We start from the raw sequence: 15,442 nt of genomic DNA on the forward strand, positions 1-15,442 counted from the left end.
ACGGCGACGGAGCGCTGACCGTCTCCGGCTTCGACTACGAGGTCTCGGCGACGGTGAGCGTGTCGGCCACCATCGCCGAGGGCGGGAAAGTCCTGGTCTCCGGCCGGTTGCTGGCCGACATCACGAAAGCCCTGCCTGACCAGCCGGTGGACATCACCGTCGACGGCGCCCGGGTCGGCATCACCTGCGGCAACGCCAGGTTCAGCCTGCCCACCATGCCGGTGGAGGACTACCCGCAGCTGCCCGCCCAGCCACAGTTCGTCGGCGAGCTCGACGGGCACGCGTTCGGCGAGGCCGTGGCGCAAGTCGCGGTCGCATCCGGCAAGGACGACACGCTGCCGATGCTGACCGGCATCCGGCTGGAGATCTCCGGCGAGACGCTGACCATGGTCGCCACCGACCGGTTCCGGCTGGCGCTGAAGGAGTTCACCTGGAAGCCGGCCGACGGCGTCACCGGCGCGGCCGTGCTGGTGCCTGCGAAGAACCTGGCCGACGCGGCCCGGTCGCTCGGCGCAGCGGGTTCGACCGTGCGACTCGGGCTGTCCAGCGGCGAGGGCATGCTCGGGCTGTCCGGCCCGGACCGGCACACCACGACCCGGCTGCTGGACGCCGAGTTCCCGCCGTATCGCAAGCTGCTGCCTTCGCAGTACACCTCGCGTGCCGTGCTGGACGTGCCCGCGGTCACCGAGGCGATCCGGCGCGTGTCACTGGTCGCCGAGCGCGGCACCCAGGTGCGGCTGGAGTTCACCGAGGGGTCGTTGCGACTCGCCGCGGGCGGGGACGACGAGGGCTCGGCCGAGGAAGAGCTGCCGGTGACCTACGAAGGCGAGCCGGTGGTGATCGCGTTCAACCCGAACTACCTGCTCGACGGCCTGACCGCGCTGCCGACCGACCAGGCCGAGCTCACCTTCACCACGCCGAACCGTCCGGCGTTGATCAAGCCGCTGGACGACGAGGGCAAAGTCGCCGCCGGGTACTTGTACCTGCTGATGCCGGTTCGCCTGCCGGGCTGACCGGCGTCCGCCACCGCCGGGCTAGGGTCGGGGCTGACCGGCCACGAACGGAGGTTCACATGGTGCAGCTGGGCATGATCGGCCTCGGCAAGATGGGTTCCGGGATGCGTGCGCGGCTGGAAGCCGCCGGGCATCAGGTCATCGGCTACGACCGCGATCAGTCGGTGTCGGACACCTCGTCGCTGGCGGACCTGGTGGCGTCGCTGGACCGGCCGCGGTTCGTGTGGGTGATGGTTCCCGCCGGGGACGCCACCCGCCAGACGATCGCCGAGCTGGCTGATCTGCTGGACGAGGGCGACCTGGTCATCGAGGGCGGCAACTCCCGGTTCACCGACGATGCGGCGCACGCCGAGAAGCTGGCCGCAGGAGGCGTCGGCTACATCGACGCGGGCGTCTCCGGGGGCATCTGGGGTGAGAAGAACGGCTACGCCCTGATGGTCGGCGGCCTGCCCGAGGACGTCGAGCGCGCGATGCCGATCTTCGACGCGCTGCGCCCGGAGGGGCCGCGCGAGGAAGGGTTCGTGCACGCCGGCGGCGTCGGCGCGGGCCACTTCGCCAAGATGGTGCACAACGGCATCGAGTACGGCCTGATGCAGGCCTACGCCGAGGGCTACGAACTGCTGCGCGCGGCCGACCTGGTCACCGACGTGCCGGGGGTGCTCAAGGCGTGGAAACGCGGCACGGTGGTGCGATCGTGGCTGCTCGACCTGCTGGTCAGGGCGCTGGAGGAGGACCCGGAGCTGGCGCAGCTGAAGGGGTACGTCAACGACTCCGGCGAAGGTCGCTGGACGGTCGAGGAGGCGATCAACCACGCGGTGCCCGCACCGGTGATCTCGGCCGCGCTGTTCGCCCGGTTCGCCTCGCGGCAGGACGATTCGCCCGCCATGAAGGCGGTCGCGGCGTTGCGCAACCAGTTCGGCGGGCACGCCGTCAGCAAAGCGGGGGAGTGACGCCGGGCGCGGGGCACGGAGCCTGCTGAGCCGATGTATCTCAGACACCTGCAGGTCGAGGACTTCCGGTCGTGGAAGCACGCCGACCTGGCGCTCACCCCGGGTGCCACGGTGCTGGTCGGCCGCAACGGGCGCGGCAAGACCAACCTGCTGGAGGCGGTCGGCTATTTGGCCACCCTCGGATCGCATCGGGTGGCCACCGACGCTCCACTGATCAGGCAGGGGTGCGACCGGGCGATCGTGCGGGCCGCGGTGGTCAACGGCGACCGTGAGCTGACCGTCGAACTGGAGATCAACGCAGGCCGGGCCAATCGGGCACGGGTCAACCGCGGCCAGCCCGGCCCGCCGCGGTCGGTGCTGGGAATCTTGCGCACGGTGCTGTTCGCGCCGGAGGACCTGGCGCTGGTCAAGGGTGACCCGGCCGAGCGGCGCCGGTTCCTCGACGAGCTGCTGGTGCAGCGTGCCCCGCGGTTCGCCGGCGTGCGAGCCGACTACGACAAGGCCTTGCGGCAGCGCAACGCCCTGTTGAAGACCGCGGGTAAGCGCGGCAGGAGCGGACGCGAAGACCCGTACGCGCTCAGCACGCTGGATGTGTGGGACGCGCAGCTGGCGGATGCGGGAGCCCGTCTTCTGGCCGGCCGGCTGGATCTGATCGCTGCGCTCACCCCGCACGCCGTCGCCGCGTACTCCGCGGTGGCGGGATCTGCGGCGGTGGGCCGGGAAGCGTCACTCGTCTACCGATCGAGCCTCGGTGACGCGCTGCCGGAAGGATTCGGCATGCCGGAAGGCCGGGAGGCCGACAACGAACCGGGAGTCGCGCAGCTGCGCGACGTCCTGCTCGATGCGCTCGGGCGGGCGCGCGACGTCGACTTGGAACGGGGCGTCAGCACCGTCGGCCCGCACCGCGACGAACTCGAGTTGCGGCTCGGTGAAGCGCCGGCGCGTGGTTATGCCAGCCATGGCGAATCGTGGTCGCTGGCGTTGGCACTCCGGCTCGGCGCCTATGAACTGTTGCGTGCGGAGGCGGGCGAACCGGTGCTGATGCTGGACGACGTCTTCGCCGAGCTCGACCGCGATCGGCGTGCCCGGCTGGCCGAGGTCGCCGCGCAGGCCGAGCAGGTGCTGATCACCGCAGCGGTCGACGAGGACGTGCCGAGCAAGCTGACGGGTACCCGATTCCGTGTCGCCGAGGGGGAGGTTTCCCGTGAAACATGAGCCGCACGACGCTCGGCCGACCGGGCTACCCGGGGTGACACCTGGGGAGAATCAGGGTCACCCGCCTGGGGATAAAACTGTGGATAGTGTGGATAACTCGAGGTCTCGCCCCGCCTCGTCGGCCAATTTCGAACGCGGAGAGCGACCTTCTCCCCCTGCCGGGGGTGAACTATCCACAGGCAACAAGCCACAGAACGCGGGTGCTTCCGGCCGGGATCTGGCGTTCGCGGCGCTGGACGCGGCGCGGCAGGCCGCGGGGCGGCGTGGTGCGCAACGGCCGGGCTGGCGGCCGCCCGGGGTCAGCCCCCGCGAGCTGCGCAGCAGGCGCCGGAGATGGTCCGGCCCGGGGCCCGACGATCGCGACCCCCAGCCGCTCGGCCGGGTGCTGGAACGGCTGACCAGGGAGCGCGGCTGGCGGTCCCGGCTGGCCAACGGCACGGTGTTCGGCGAATGGGCCAGCCTGGTCGGCGCGGAGATCGCCGAACACGCCCGGCCGGTGTCGCTGCGCAACGGCGAACTGACCGTGCAGGCGGACTCGACGGCATGGGCCACCCAGCTGCGGCTGCTGCAAGGCCAGCTCATCGGCAAGATCGCCGCGGGCGTCGGCGCCGGGGTGGTCAAGCGGATCCGGATCAACGGGCCGGTCCGGCCGGATTGGCGGCACGGCCGCAGATACATCGCCGGGCGCGGGCCCAGGGACACCTACGGCTGATCGCCGAACGTGGGCCAGGGCCCCGTACGCCGCGAGTGGAGCCAGGGGTGCGGTTCCCTCCCGTCCTGGGTCGAATTCGGCGCTCTGTGACGCCGTGAGGGGTGTCCTTGCCGCCCGTTCGCATAAGCAGGCAAGTAGACTTGCAGTAGTGCGTCGGGCGCTTGCGTGCGATGACCCGCGCCCGTGAACATTCCGCCGCGTTCACCGCTGCGGCGACGACCCAGGGAGACACCGGAGCAGGTGGCAGCCAAGAAGAACGAGTACAGCGCATCGTCCATCACCGTCCTGGAAGGCCTCGAGGCCGTCCGCAAGCGGCCCGGCATGTACATCGGCTCTACCGGTGAACGCGGCCTGCACCACTTGATTTGGGAGGTCGTCGACAACGCGGTCGACGAGGCGATGGCCGGGTACGCCACCCGGGTCGAGGTCACACTGCTGGCCGACGGTGGCGTCCGCGTGGAGGACGACGGCCGGGGTTTCCCGGTCGACGAGCACCCGACGATGAAGAAGCCGGGCGTCGAGGTCGCACTGACGGTGCTGCACGCCGGCGGCAAGTTCGACAGCAAGTCGTACGCGGTGTCCGGCGGTTTGCACGGCGTCGGCGTGTCGGTGGTGAACGCCCTGTCCAAGCGCCTGGAGGTGGAGATCCACCGCGGCGGCGTGATCTGGACACAGAAATATGTCAACTCCGAGCCCGGCCCGCTGCAGAAGGAAGGCACCACCGACCGCACCGGCACCATCCTGTCGTTCTGGCCGGACGAGACCATCTTCGAGACGACGTACTTCAACACCGAGACGGTCGCCCGCAGGCTGCAGGAGATGGCGTTCCTCAACAAGGGGCTGACCATGGTGCTGCGGGACGAGCGCAAGCAGGAGGACGCCGAGGACGCCGAAGGCGAGGAGGCCGCGCTCACCGAGCGCACCTACTACTACCCGGGCGGCCTGGTGGACTTCGTCAAGCACATCAACGCCAGCCGGGACACCGTGCACGACAAGGTCATCTCGTTCGAGGCCAAGGGCGACGGCATGCAGGTCGAGGTGGCCATGCAGTGGAACACCGGCTACACGCCGTCGGTGTACACGTTCGCCAACACGATCAACACCCACGAGGGCGGCACCCACGAGGAAGGCTTCCGCGCGGCGCTGACCAGGGTGGTCAACGCCTATGCCAGGGACAAGAAGCTGCTGAAGGACAAGGACGCCAACCTCACCGGCGACGACGTCCGGGAGGGGCTGGCGGCGATCGTGTCGGTCAAGCTGGCCGAGCCGCAGTTCGAGGGGCAGACCAAGACGAAGCTGGGCAACTCGGAGGCCAAGTCGTTCGTCCAGACCACCACCAACGAGTGGCTGGCGGACTGGTTCGAGCGCAACCCCAGCGAGGCCAAGCTGATCATCTCCAAGGCGATCTCCAGCGCCCAGGCCAGGCTGGCCGCGCGCAAGGCGCGCGAGCTGGTCCGCCGCAAGGGCGCGCTGGACATCGGCGGCCTGCCGGGCAAGCTGAAGGACTGCCGGTCCACCAACCCGGAGGAGTGCGAGCTCTACATCGTGGAGGGCGACTCGGCCGGTGGCTCGGCCAAGGAGGGGCGGGACTCCCGCTACCAGGCGATCCTGCCGATCCGCGGCAAGATCATCAACGTCGAGAAGGCCCGCATCGACAAGGTGCTGAAGAACGCCGAGGTGCAGTCGCTGATCACCGCGCTGGGCACCGGCATCCACGAAGAGTTCGACATCAGCAAGCTGCGCTATCACAAGATCGTGCTGATGGCCGACGCGGACGTCGACGGCAAGCACATCACCACGCTGCTGCTCACCTTGTTGTTCCGGTTCATGACGCCGCTGATCGAGCACGGGCACGTGTACCTGGCGCAGCCGCCGCTGTACAAGATCAAGTGGCAACGGGCCGAGCCGGAGTACGCCTACTCCGACCGGGAGCGGGACGGCCTGCTCGAGCGCGGCCTGGCGGCCGGCAAGAAGATCAACAAGGACGACGGCATCCAGCGGTACAAGGGTCTCGGCGAGATGAACGCCGACGAGCTGTGGGAAACCACCATGGACCCGGCCAACCGCATCCTGTTGCAGGTGACGCTGGACGACGCGGCCACCGCCGACGAGCTGTTCAGCGTGCTGATGGGCGACGACGTGGAGTCGCGACGCGCCTTCATCACTCGCAATGCCCGCGAAGCCGGACTGCTCGACATCTGACCCAGCCGCCTGACGTGCGCATCACTGGACACAAAGGAACGTTTTCGTGACTGAGACGCCGGAACGCAGCCGCATCGAACCTGTTGACATCCAGCAGGAGATGCAGAGCTCCTACATCAACTACGCGATGAGTGTCATCGTGTCGCGAGCTCTGCCGGATGTCCGCGACGGTCTCAAACCGGTCCACCGCCGGGTCCTGTACTCGATGTACGACAGCGGCCTGCGACCGGAGCGCAGCTACACCAAGTGCTCGCGCATCGTCGGCGACGTCATGGGGAACTACCACCCGCACGGCGACTCGGCGATCTACGACACGTTGGTCCGGCTGGCGCAGCCGTGGGTGATGCGCTACCCGCTGGTCGACGGCCAGGGCAACTTCGGCTCGCCGGGCAACGATCCCGCGGCGGCCATGCGGTACACCGAGGCCAAGCTCACCCCGCTGGCCATGGAGATGCTGCGGGAGATCGAAGAGGACACCGTCGACTTCGTCGCCAACTACGACGGCAAGACGCAAGAGCCGACGGTGCTGCCGTCGCGGATCCCGAACCTGCTGGTCAACGGCGGCTCCGGGATCGCGGTGGGGATGGCGACGAACATCCCGCCGCACAATCTGCGCGAGGTGGCCGAGGCGGTCTACTGGGCGCTGGACAACTGGGACGCCTCGGACGAGGAGACCCTGGCCGCGGTGATGCAGCGGATCAAGGGCCCGGACTTCCCGACCAAGGCACTGATCCTGGGCACGTCCGGCATCGAGGAGGCCTACCGCACCGGGCGCGGGTCGATCCGGATGCGGGCCGTGGTCGAGGTGGAGGAGGACTCCAAGGGCAGGCAGGCCCTGGTGGTGTCCGAGCTGCCGTACCAGGTCAACCCGGACAACCTGATCGAGAGCATCGCGACGCTGGTGCGCGAGGGCAAGATCAGCGGCATCGCCGACATCGCCGACGAGTCCAACAAGCGCAGCGGCATGCGGATCGTGATCTCGCTGAAGCGGGACGCGGTGCCGAAGGTGGTGCTGAACAACCTCTATAAGCACACCCAGCTGCAGCACAACTTCGGCGTGAACATGCTGGCGATCGTCGACGGCGTGCCGCGCACGCTGCGGCTGGACCAGATCATCCGGCACTACGTCAAGCACCAGGTCGACGTCATCGTCCGGCGCACCCGGTACCGGTTGCGCAAGGCCGAGGAGCGGGCGCACATCCTGCGTGGCCTGGTCAAAGCGCTGGACATGCTGGACGAGGTGATCGCCTTGATCCGGCGGTCGCCGAACACCGAGGAGGCCCGCACCGGCCTGATGCAGCTGCTGGACGTGGACGAGGTGCAGGCCACCGCGATCCTGGACATGCAGCTGCGCAGGCTGTCGGCGTTGGAGCGGCAGAAGATCATCGACGAGCTGGCCGAGATCGAGCGCACCATCGCCGACCTGGAGGACATCCTGGCGCGGCCGGAGCGGCAGCGTCGGATCGTCGGCGACGAGCTGCGGGAGATCGTCGACAAGTACGGCGACGACCGCCGGTCGAAGATCATCCCGTACGACGGCGACGTGACGGTGGAGGACCTGATCGCCGTCGAGGACGTCGTGGTGACCATCACCCGCACCGGGTACGCCAAGCGCACCAAGACCGACCTGTACCGGGCGCAGAAACGAGGCGGCAAGGGCGTGCAGGGGGCGGCGCTGAAGCAGGACGACATCGTCCAGCACTTCTTCGTCTGCTCCACGCACGACTGGATCCTGTTCTTCACCAACAAGGGTCGGGTGTACCGGGCCAAGGCCTACGAGCTGCCCGAGGCGAACCGCAACGCTCGCGGTCAGCACGTAGCCAACCTGCTGGCGTTCCAGCCGGACGAGGAGATCGCCCAGGTCATCGAGATCCCCAACTACGAGGTCGCGCCCTATCTGGTGCTGGCGACCAAGGGCGGGCTGGTCAAGAAGTCCCGGCTGAGCGACTTCGACTCCAACCGGTCCGGCGGCCTGATCGGCATCAACCTGCGCGACGGCGACGAGCTGGTCGGTGCCCAGCTGGCCGGCCCGGAGGATGACCTGCTGCTGGTGTCGGCGAACGGGCAGTCCATCCGGTTCCACGCCAACGACGAGGTGCTGCGCCCGATGGGCCGGGCCACCTCCGGTGTGCTGGGCATGCGGTTCAACGAGGGCGACGAGCTGCTCGCGATGGCCGTGGTCCGGCCGGGCACGTATCTGCTGGTGGCCACCTCCGGCGGGTACGCCAAGCGCACCCCGATCGAGGACTATCCGGTGCAGGGTCGCGGCGGCAAGGGCGTGTTGACCATTCAGCACGACGACCGTCGCGGGAAGCTGGTGGCAGCACTTATCGTGGACGTCGAGGACGAGTTGTTCGCCATCACGTCCAGTGGTGGTGTCATCCGCACCGCCGCCAAGCAGGTCCGCAAGGCGGGCAGGCAGACCAAGGGCGTGCGGTTGATGAACCTCGACCAGGGAACGACACTGCTGGCAGTGGCGCGCAATGCCGACGAGCCCAACGGCAACGGGCAGGGCGAGACCGCTGACGCGACGAAAGCGACCGACGGAGAAGCATGACTGGCCCGGACAAACCCAGCGGAGGAACCCCCACCCACCAATCGGAGGCCTACCCAGGCGGTGAGGGAGCTGCGGGCGGGGAAGCCGGCTCTCCGCCGTGGCAGCGGGTGACCCAGGAGGGTGGATCCGACGGATTCGGCGGCGGTGAGCTGTCGCCGCACACCGGGAACATCCCCAGGGTCGACGGGGCCGCGGGGCAGGGCGGCGCTCCGAACGGCCTTTCCAACGCCGAGCAGCGCACCGACTACCTCCCGCAGCCGGAGCGGGACAAGCCGCCGCGGGACGTCGAGGGGGTCACGTTGAGCACTCGAGGCCGGGCGTCGTCCTCGTCCGCGCCGTCGGCGCTGCGCCGGCCGGGTCGGGGCCCGCGGCGGGCCAGCCTGATGGTCAAGCGCATCGACCCGTGGTCGGTGCTGAAGCTGAGCCTGGTGCTCGGCGTGGCGATGTTCTTGGTGTGGATGGTCGCCGTCGGCCTGCTCTACATCGTGCTGGACGGCATGGGGGTGTGGGACAAGCTGAACGGCACCTACACCTCGCTGGTGTCCGGCGCGAACGCGGACGCCGTGGCGGAACCGCTGATCAGCGCGGGCCGGGTGTTCGGCGTGGCGGCCATCATCGGCATGGTGAACATCGTGCTGCTGTCGGCGCTGGCGACGGTCTCGGCGTTCATCTACAACGTCTCGGCCGATCTGGCCGGCGGGCTGGAGATCACGCTGTCCGAACGGGATTAGGCCGGCGGTGCGGAGCGGGCCCCCGGGCGCAAGGGCCGTCCACCGGTGCGGTACGCTCTCATACGTCGCGAGGGCCTATAGCTCAGGCGGTTAGAGCGCTTCGCTGATAACGAAGAGGTCCCAGGTTCAAGTCCTGGTAGGCCCACCCAGAACGGACAACCCCCTGACCGGCGGGTCAGGGGGTTGTCCGTTCTCGGAAGCCACAAGGCCGCCACATCCGGGCAAGCTTCCCGGCGTCACGAACGGCCGCGGACTATCCGGCCGAGATCACTGGGAGTGCGTTCAGCAGCTGGCGCACCTTTTCTGCGCGGCTACGGCCGTTGATGAAGTAACTGGGGTAGTGCTTCTTGACGGCATCGATGCTCGGCGCGCCAACCAGAAGGACGTCCACGTTCGAAGGGCCGTGATGGCGACGATCGGTGAACCGCTCTTCCGCTTCGTTCAGCGCTGCGACCGCCATGGTCTGATCGGTGAACTCGCGGATGTCGGTCCGGCCCTCGTTCTTGTGGTTGACGAGGAGGTACCACCGGTTACCTACTGTCACGGTGCGAGCCTCCTTCCTCGTCAAGCCATGCGACCACCTCGGCAGCCGAAGCCTCGAGTGGTGCACGGTCCATCTCCGATTCTGCTACGCCGTCATCCCGTAGGCAGAGATACCGACTTAGTTCACGAAGGTAACGAAGGAGTGGTTCAGGACCTGTCTCGTGCTTGAGGTCGGTACCGAAGGCAGTGTCGAACTGTTCGACGGTGTCGGCCCAGCGCTGCTGACGTTGCGTCCTCAGCTGCACCTCGACCTTGAAGCCGTCTTGGCGGCACCAGAGGTGAAGCGCTCGATAACCCCCAGATTGCTGGCTTGGCGTTGTAATCGCGCACGCGTTCGATCTGCAGTGCACCAGCCAGCTCGAGATGCTCCTTGACCCGCACCACGTGCTGACGTGTCGGGAGAATTGCGCGACAACCGGCAGTGTCTTCCATCTCCGCCAGTCGCGACCGCTCGCGGACGAGCTTGGCGACGATGCTTTCCCATCGCTTCAGTCGCCGGACAACGGGGGAGACAGGCGAACATACCCCTGTCAATGCTGCTTCGAGGGCTGCGCAAGCCCTGGCGAGAGGCATGCTGTGTGCAGAGCGCCACCGCTCTACCAGGACCTCGTCGTGTGCTGCTTGTTCGGCGTCGATCTCCAGCTCGCCGGTTGCGCGCTTGCGGATGCGGCGTCCGGCGGTGTTGAGCTGATTCTTGGAAGGAAGGGACCAGCCGTCGTCCCTGTCATCGGCGCCATGTGTGGAGCCATTGGTTACTTGTACCCGGTAGGTCTCCGGCGCCGGTGCTCGGGGCATCTGCAGATGTTCAGGGAGGACCGTCGGCAGGTTCGACATGGCGCGAGCCCGTGTGCGCAGCACCGAGACAGATGTGTCCGTGAGGTTGGTTTCACGTGAAGCAAACGGGGTTGTTGCCCAACGCCGATCGCGGTACAGGTAGCATCGTGACGGTTGTGAGGCGTTGAGGAGGCATACGGGGATGAAGAAGCTTTTGGCCATCGCAGCCGTGGTGGGTGTCCTGTTCGCGATCAAGCGGAGCCGGGACGCCAAGGCCGACGCTGACCTGTGGCGCGAGGCCACCGCGCCGTCCGGTACCTCCGGCGCGGGCAGCGCTAACGGTTCGACGCCGGCGACCGCGACCCACGGTTCGGCCAGCAAGAACTGACCGACGTCCACGCGGGTCCGCCCGCGTTCCGGGGCCGTAGCTCAATTGGTAGAGCGCTGCTTTTGCAAGGCAGAGGTCAGGGGTTCGATTCCCCTCGGCTCCACTTCGTGACCCGCCGCGTGCGGCGGATCGGATGCACTCCTCGGGCGGCGTGTACCGCGCTGTCTCCTTGACGCCTCATCGAGCCTGCGGCAGCGCCGCTCGACTTGGATTTCTGGCGGCTCTGGCGCTCGGTAGCGACCGTCGACAGCGGGAAATCACCGAGAGTATCCGCGGCCCGTGTCGGCGCGACGAGGCCTTACGTCCCGTTCCTGCGGCCCCTACGGCACGGAGTCCGCCTCTTTCTGCCGTGTGGTGTCGCCCTGAGCGCGATAGCGTCCGGGGGTGACGCCGAAGTGCCGCTTGAAGGCGTGCGAGAAGGCGAACGGCGAGCTGTACCCGACCTGGCGGGCGACAGCTGCCAGCGGCCGGTCCGTGGTGCGCAGGAGTCCCGCAGCGGTCGTCATGCGCCACCAGGTCAGGTACGCCATCGGTGACTGTCCGGTGAGCGCGGTGAACTTTCGCGCCAGGGTGGCGCGGGAGACGCCGACGTGCGCGGCCAGATCCTCCACCCGCCAGGGCGCGTCCGGTTTGTCGTGCAGTGCCGCGAGTGCGGCGGCGACGTAGCGGTTGCGGAGCGCCCGCGGCCATCCGTCGTGGTCGTTGTCGTCCAGCCACGCGCGGATCAGATAGGTCAGCAGCAGGTCGAGCAGGCCGGTGATCACGGCTTCCCGGCCGGGTCGTGCTTCGGCGAGCTCGATGGTGAGCAGTTCGATGGCCGAACTCAGTTGACCATGACGCCGGGCGCGCGCCGGCACGTGGACGACGTCGGGAAGCTCCGCCAGCGCGGGATGCATGCGCGTGTGGTCGAGCCGGTACTTGCCACACAGGAACTCCGTGTCGCCGAGCGGGTCGTCGCTGACGCGTGAATCGAACGGTACGGAGTTGTCCGCGCGCGGGGTGTCGGACAGGACGTGTGCGGTGCCTCGGGGCAACAGCACGATGTCGCCGCTTGCCAGGTAGGTCGGCTCACCGTCGTCCAGGACGAGCCACCCGGTGCCGTGCAGGAGAACGTGGAATCCGGCGCCGTCGTAGCGGTCGAAGCGATAGCACCACGGCGAGTTCACCCGCAGCCGGCTCGACGACGGGCGGCCCGTTCGCATGGCGGCGATGGCGTCGCTCAGCACGTCCACAGCGTCAGCCTATACGAGCTTGAGACGATCGCGTATCAAACTGCGCCATTTCAACATTGGAACGCTCACGCTTTGCTCGTAGGTTGCTTGTGTGGACACAGTGCAGCTCGGTGACGTCGAAGTGACCAAGGTGGTGGAGTGGCAGGGCGAGTTCGGCCGCGCACGGGACGCGATCCCGGACAGTCCGCCGGAGGTGTGGCGGGACAACGCGTCGTGGCTCGACCCCGAGCACTGGAACGCAGAAACCGACGGCTGCCGCGCCGCCGTTCAGACGTGGGTGTTACGCAGCGAGGGCAAGACCATCCTGGTGGACACCGGCATCGGCAACGACCGGGACCGGCCCCAGATGCCGCTGTTCGATCACCTCGGCACCGACTTCCTGGACCGGCTCGCGCGGGCCGGAGTGCAGCCGGACGACGTGGACATCGTGGTCAACACGCATGTCCACTACGACCACGTCGGATGGAACACCCACCTCGTCGACGGCGAGTGGGTTCCGACATTTCCGAACGCCACCTACCTGATCCCCGCCGCCGACCAGGTGTACTTCGACCCACGCAACGAACACCGCCGCCCTGCGCCGGTGAACGAATACGAGCAGCTGCGGCGCAAGGGAAGCCACATCGTCTACGCCGACAGCATCGCCCCGGTGCTGGACCGAGCCGTGCTGTGGGAGGACGACTACCGCATCGACGCAAACCTGAGCCTGGAACCTGCGCCCGGACACACACCCGGCTCGTCAGTCGTTCGCCTGGAATCCGGACGAGACCGGACGGTGTTCGTCGCCGACGTGCTGCACAGTCCGGTGCAGATCCTCGCGCCGCACTGCAACAGCCGCTTCTGTGAGCACCCCGGGCAGGCCGCCGACACCCGCCGACGGGTGCTCGAGCGGGCGGCGGACAACAACGAGCTGGTCATCCCCGCGCACTTCGCGGGGTCCGGCGCGGTGGAGATCCAGCGGGACGGAAGCCGCTTCGCCATCCGCCGGTGGGTGCCATGACGGGAACCGTTCGAACGTCCGCTTTCCCGGCGGCCGGGCACACCAGCGCCCTGCGTCGTCCGGGAAGCCAGGGCGCCGGCACGCGCGGTGACAGCCGTCGTAACAAGACCGCGGATGCAGCGACAATCTGGCGATGAGATCGATCCTGATGGTGCCCGTGCTGCTGCTCGCCCTTGTGCTGGCAGCGTGCACCGCTGGGCAACCTGTGCGGGAATCGGATCCGAGCCGGACGAGTGGTTCGGCCGCGTCGCCGACGACGGCGGCCCCCACGCCAACGACCACCACGACCACCACGAGGACGGCCGCCACCAAGCCGACAACGTCGGCTCGGGCGGTGGTCGAGCAACCATCCAAGGCCCGCCCCACCGAGCAGACCCCGGTTCAGCCCAGATACTCCTGCGAGCCGGGCGCGCCACCCAAGTTCGACGATCCGGCCAACCCGAACATCATCACCAACAGGGACTGCCCGGAGCTCGACGCCGAGAAGGAACGCTCGCACCGCGAGTTCATCAACTGCGAGCCCAGCGGTGGCACCTGGGACATCGACCGGCAACGGTGCGTCTACGGGCAGGACCGGCAGGAGCCCCCGGGGTGATCCAGCCGACGGTGCGATGGTGATTCCGGACCACTCCTGGCAGGGCGGAGCTGGGCCGACTGGGAGGCACGGCGGGGCGCAGGGCGGGCGGGCCGGTAGGTGTGCGAGGTGGGGGTGCGCTGCTTGGTGTGCGGGGCGGGGTCGCGCGGGTCGAGGTCGCGCTGGTCGGGACGCACGGCGGGGCTGGGCCGGTTCGGACCCCGGGCAAAGCCGGGTCGGGGCGCACTCGGGCAGGCCTGGTCCGTGCGCACTCAGGGCAAGGCTGGGCCGCTTCGGCGCGGCCGGGTCACCGGTTCGATCGACGGCCTACCATCGCCATGTGATCCAGCGATCGGCCCTTCATGCCTGACATCGTCGAACGGCTTGTCGAGCGGCTTCGAGCCGCCGGATGTGTCTTCGCCGAGGACGAGGCGCGGATCCTGCTTGACGCGGCACGGCGGCCGGACGAGCTGGAAACCATGGTCGCCCGCCGGGTCGCCGGGGAGCCGCTGGAGCACGTCGTCGGCTGGGCGGAGTTCTGCGGGCTGCGGATCACCGTCGCCCCGGGCGTGTTCGTGCCGCGGCGACGCACCGAGTTCCTGGTCGCGCAGGCGCTCCTGCTGGCACCGGCATCGGCCGTGATCGCCGACCTGTGCTGCGGTTCCGGCGCCATCGGTGTCGCGCTGTCCGCGCGATTGCCGGACGCACAGCTGCACGCCGCGGACATCGACCTCGCCGCGGTGCGGTGCGTCCGGGTCAATGTCGGCGATCGCGGCACGGTGTATCAGGGCGACCTGTTCGATCCGCTGCCCGCTCGGCTACGGCAACGTGTCGACCTGCTGACGGTCAATGTGCCGTATGTGCCCACGGCTGAGCTCGACCTGCTCCCGGTCGAAGCTCGCCGGCACGAGCCACGCGCGGCGCTGGACGGCGGCCACGACGGCCTGGACGTGCTGCGCCGGGTGGCCGGGGAAGCACCGGCTTGGCTCACCGACGGCGGCCACCTGCTGTGCGAAGTCGCCGAGCACCAGGCCACCGCAGCCGTCGCCGTGGTGGCCGCTCATGGCCTGCAGGGTCGCACGGTCACCGACGGGGAAGCGACCGTCCTGATCGCAACACGCTGATCGTCGCCGTCACCGCGATGGCAGGACGGCCTGAGTCTGCGTCACCTGGGCGACCCGCCGCTCCTGCTCGTCGAACAGGTCGGTCTGCGCCACGATCGTCATCTTGCCCACGTGCAGCGGCTTGCTGACGGCGATCACCGCGGAGTCCTTCACGGCGCGGAACAGGTTGGTTTTCGACTCCAGCGTTGCGGTCGACGCGCCTTCCGGCAGGTTCAAGAACGCGCACACGGCGCCAACGGTGTCGGCGAACGCCATCAACGCGCCGCCGTGCAGGATGCCGCCCACGGTGCAGTTTCCGGGATTCCACGGCAGCCGGGCGCGGACCTCGGTGGGTGACGCCTCCGTCAGTTCGATGCCCAGCGCCGCGGCGAACGGCATGGCCGAGACCAGCTGGGCGAGATCGTCAGTGCGCTGGCTCATGAACGCA

The 15,442-nt window shown here is 68.5% G+C and carries 15 protein-coding genes and 2 tRNA genes; 13 read left to right on the forward strand and 4 right to left on the reverse strand.

The features are described 5' to 3' along the window. The 8 genes from dnaN to CXP56_RS16675 form a co-directional block, all read left to right on the forward strand. A partial coding sequence (gene dnaN, locus CXP56_RS16640) for a DNA polymerase III subunit beta (protein ID WP_286901855.1) occupies positions 1 to 1,013 on the forward strand: 1,013 nt, incomplete at its 5' end. Then, positions 1,010 to 1,963: a phosphogluconate dehydrogenase (NAD(+)-dependent, decarboxylating) gene (gene gnd / locus CXP56_RS16645; protein ID WP_281168981.1), complete on the forward strand. Its 954-nt coding sequence runs from the start codon at positions 1,010 to 1,012 to the stop codon at positions 1,961 to 1,963. The genes dnaN and gnd, both read left to right, overlap by 4 nt. Positions 1,964 to 1,996: 33 nt before the next feature. Then, on the forward strand, positions 1,997 to 3,178 hold the full coding sequence (gene recF / locus CXP56_RS16650) for a DNA replication/repair protein RecF (protein WP_028847419.1): 1,182 nt from the start codon (positions 1,997 to 1,999) through the stop codon (positions 3,176 to 3,178). 88 nt (positions 3,179 to 3,266) lie between these two features. Continuing rightward, entirely contained in the window at positions 3,267 to 3,890 is a 624-nt protein-coding gene (locus CXP56_RS16655; protein ID WP_084609143.1) for a DciA family protein, read from the forward strand. Between the two features lie 240 nt (positions 3,891 to 4,130). Beyond that, positions 4,131 to 6,092, forward strand: a complete 1,962-nt coding sequence (gyrB, locus tag CXP56_RS16660; protein ID WP_028847417.1) for a DNA topoisomerase (ATP-hydrolyzing) subunit B — start codon at positions 4,131 to 4,133, stop codon at positions 6,090 to 6,092. Positions 6,093 to 6,138: 46 nt separating this feature from the next. Then, a complete protein-coding gene (gene gyrA, locus CXP56_RS16665; protein ID WP_286901857.1) occupies positions 6,139 to 8,649 on the forward strand; it encodes a DNA gyrase subunit A in 2,511 nt (836 codons plus the stop codon). Then, positions 8,646 to 9,380, forward strand: a complete 735-nt coding sequence (locus CXP56_RS16670; protein WP_028847415.1) for a DUF3566 domain-containing protein — start codon at positions 8,646 to 8,648, stop codon at positions 9,378 to 9,380. Before gyrA ends, CXP56_RS16670 begins: the two co-directional genes overlap by 4 nt. A 71-nt stretch (positions 9,381 to 9,451) precedes the next feature. Next, positions 9,452 to 9,525: transfer RNA gene (locus CXP56_RS16675), tRNA-Ile, on the forward strand. A gap of 108 nt (positions 9,526 to 9,633) precedes the next feature. On the opposite strand, the gene CXP56_RS16680 is transcribed toward CXP56_RS16675, so the two are convergent. Together CXP56_RS16680 and CXP56_RS19110 are read right to left on the reverse strand one after the other, a co-directional pair. Next, on the reverse strand, positions 9,634 to 9,924 hold the full coding sequence (locus CXP56_RS16680) for a hypothetical protein (RefSeq protein ID WP_028847414.1): 291 nt from the start codon (positions 9,922 to 9,924) through the stop codon (positions 9,634 to 9,636). A gap of 146 nt (positions 9,925 to 10,070) precedes the next feature. Continuing rightward, entirely contained in the window at positions 10,071 to 10,919 is an 849-nt protein-coding gene (locus tag CXP56_RS19110; protein ID WP_156899172.1) for a RelA/SpoT-related domain-containing protein, read from the reverse strand. Here CXP56_RS19110 and CXP56_RS16685 point away from each other — a divergent pair. Further along, a complete protein-coding gene (locus CXP56_RS16685) occupies positions 10,900 to 11,085 on the forward strand; it encodes a DLW-39 family protein (RefSeq protein ID WP_028847413.1) in 186 nt (61 codons plus the stop codon). The genes CXP56_RS19110 and CXP56_RS16685 overlap by 20 nt on opposite strands. A gap of 30 nt (positions 11,086 to 11,115) precedes the next feature. Further along, a tRNA-Ala gene (locus CXP56_RS16690) sits at positions 11,116 to 11,188 on the forward strand. A gap of 217 nt (positions 11,189 to 11,405) precedes the next feature. Here the strand turns inward: CXP56_RS16690 and CXP56_RS16695 are convergent. Then, positions 11,406 to 12,317, reverse strand: a complete 912-nt coding sequence (locus tag CXP56_RS16695; protein WP_286901858.1) for an AraC family transcriptional regulator — start codon at positions 12,315 to 12,317, stop codon at positions 11,406 to 11,408. Positions 12,318 to 12,408: 91 nt separating this feature from the next. Here CXP56_RS16695 and CXP56_RS16700 point away from each other — a divergent pair, with 91 nt between their 5' ends. The 3 genes from CXP56_RS16700 (at position 12,409) to CXP56_RS16710 (ending at position 15,015) form a co-directional block, all read left to right on the forward strand. After that, entirely contained in the window at positions 12,409 to 13,317 is a 909-nt protein-coding gene (locus CXP56_RS16700; protein WP_038044904.1) for an MBL fold metallo-hydrolase, read from the forward strand. Between the two features lie 334 nt (positions 13,318 to 13,651). Further along, positions 13,652 to 13,912, forward strand: coding sequence for a hypothetical protein (locus tag CXP56_RS16705; RefSeq protein ID WP_286901860.1), 261 nt, complete (start codon positions 13,652 to 13,654; stop codon positions 13,910 to 13,912). Positions 13,913 to 14,253: 341 nt separating this feature from the next. After that, entirely contained in the window at positions 14,254 to 15,015 is a 762-nt protein-coding gene (locus CXP56_RS16710; RefSeq protein ID WP_028847410.1) for a putative protein N(5)-glutamine methyltransferase, read from the forward strand. 9 nt (positions 15,016 to 15,024) lie between these two features. On the opposite strand, the gene CXP56_RS16715 is transcribed toward CXP56_RS16710, so the two are convergent. After that, entirely contained in the window at positions 15,025 to 15,435 is a 411-nt protein-coding gene (locus CXP56_RS16715; RefSeq protein ID WP_028847409.1) for a PaaI family thioesterase, read from the reverse strand. Positions 15,436 to 15,442 lie beyond the last annotated feature (7 nt).

Source organism: Thermocrispum sp. (assembly GCF_002919275.1).
Classification (GTDB): domain Bacteria; phylum Actinomycetota; class Actinomycetes; order Mycobacteriales; family Pseudonocardiaceae; genus Thermocrispum; species Thermocrispum agreste.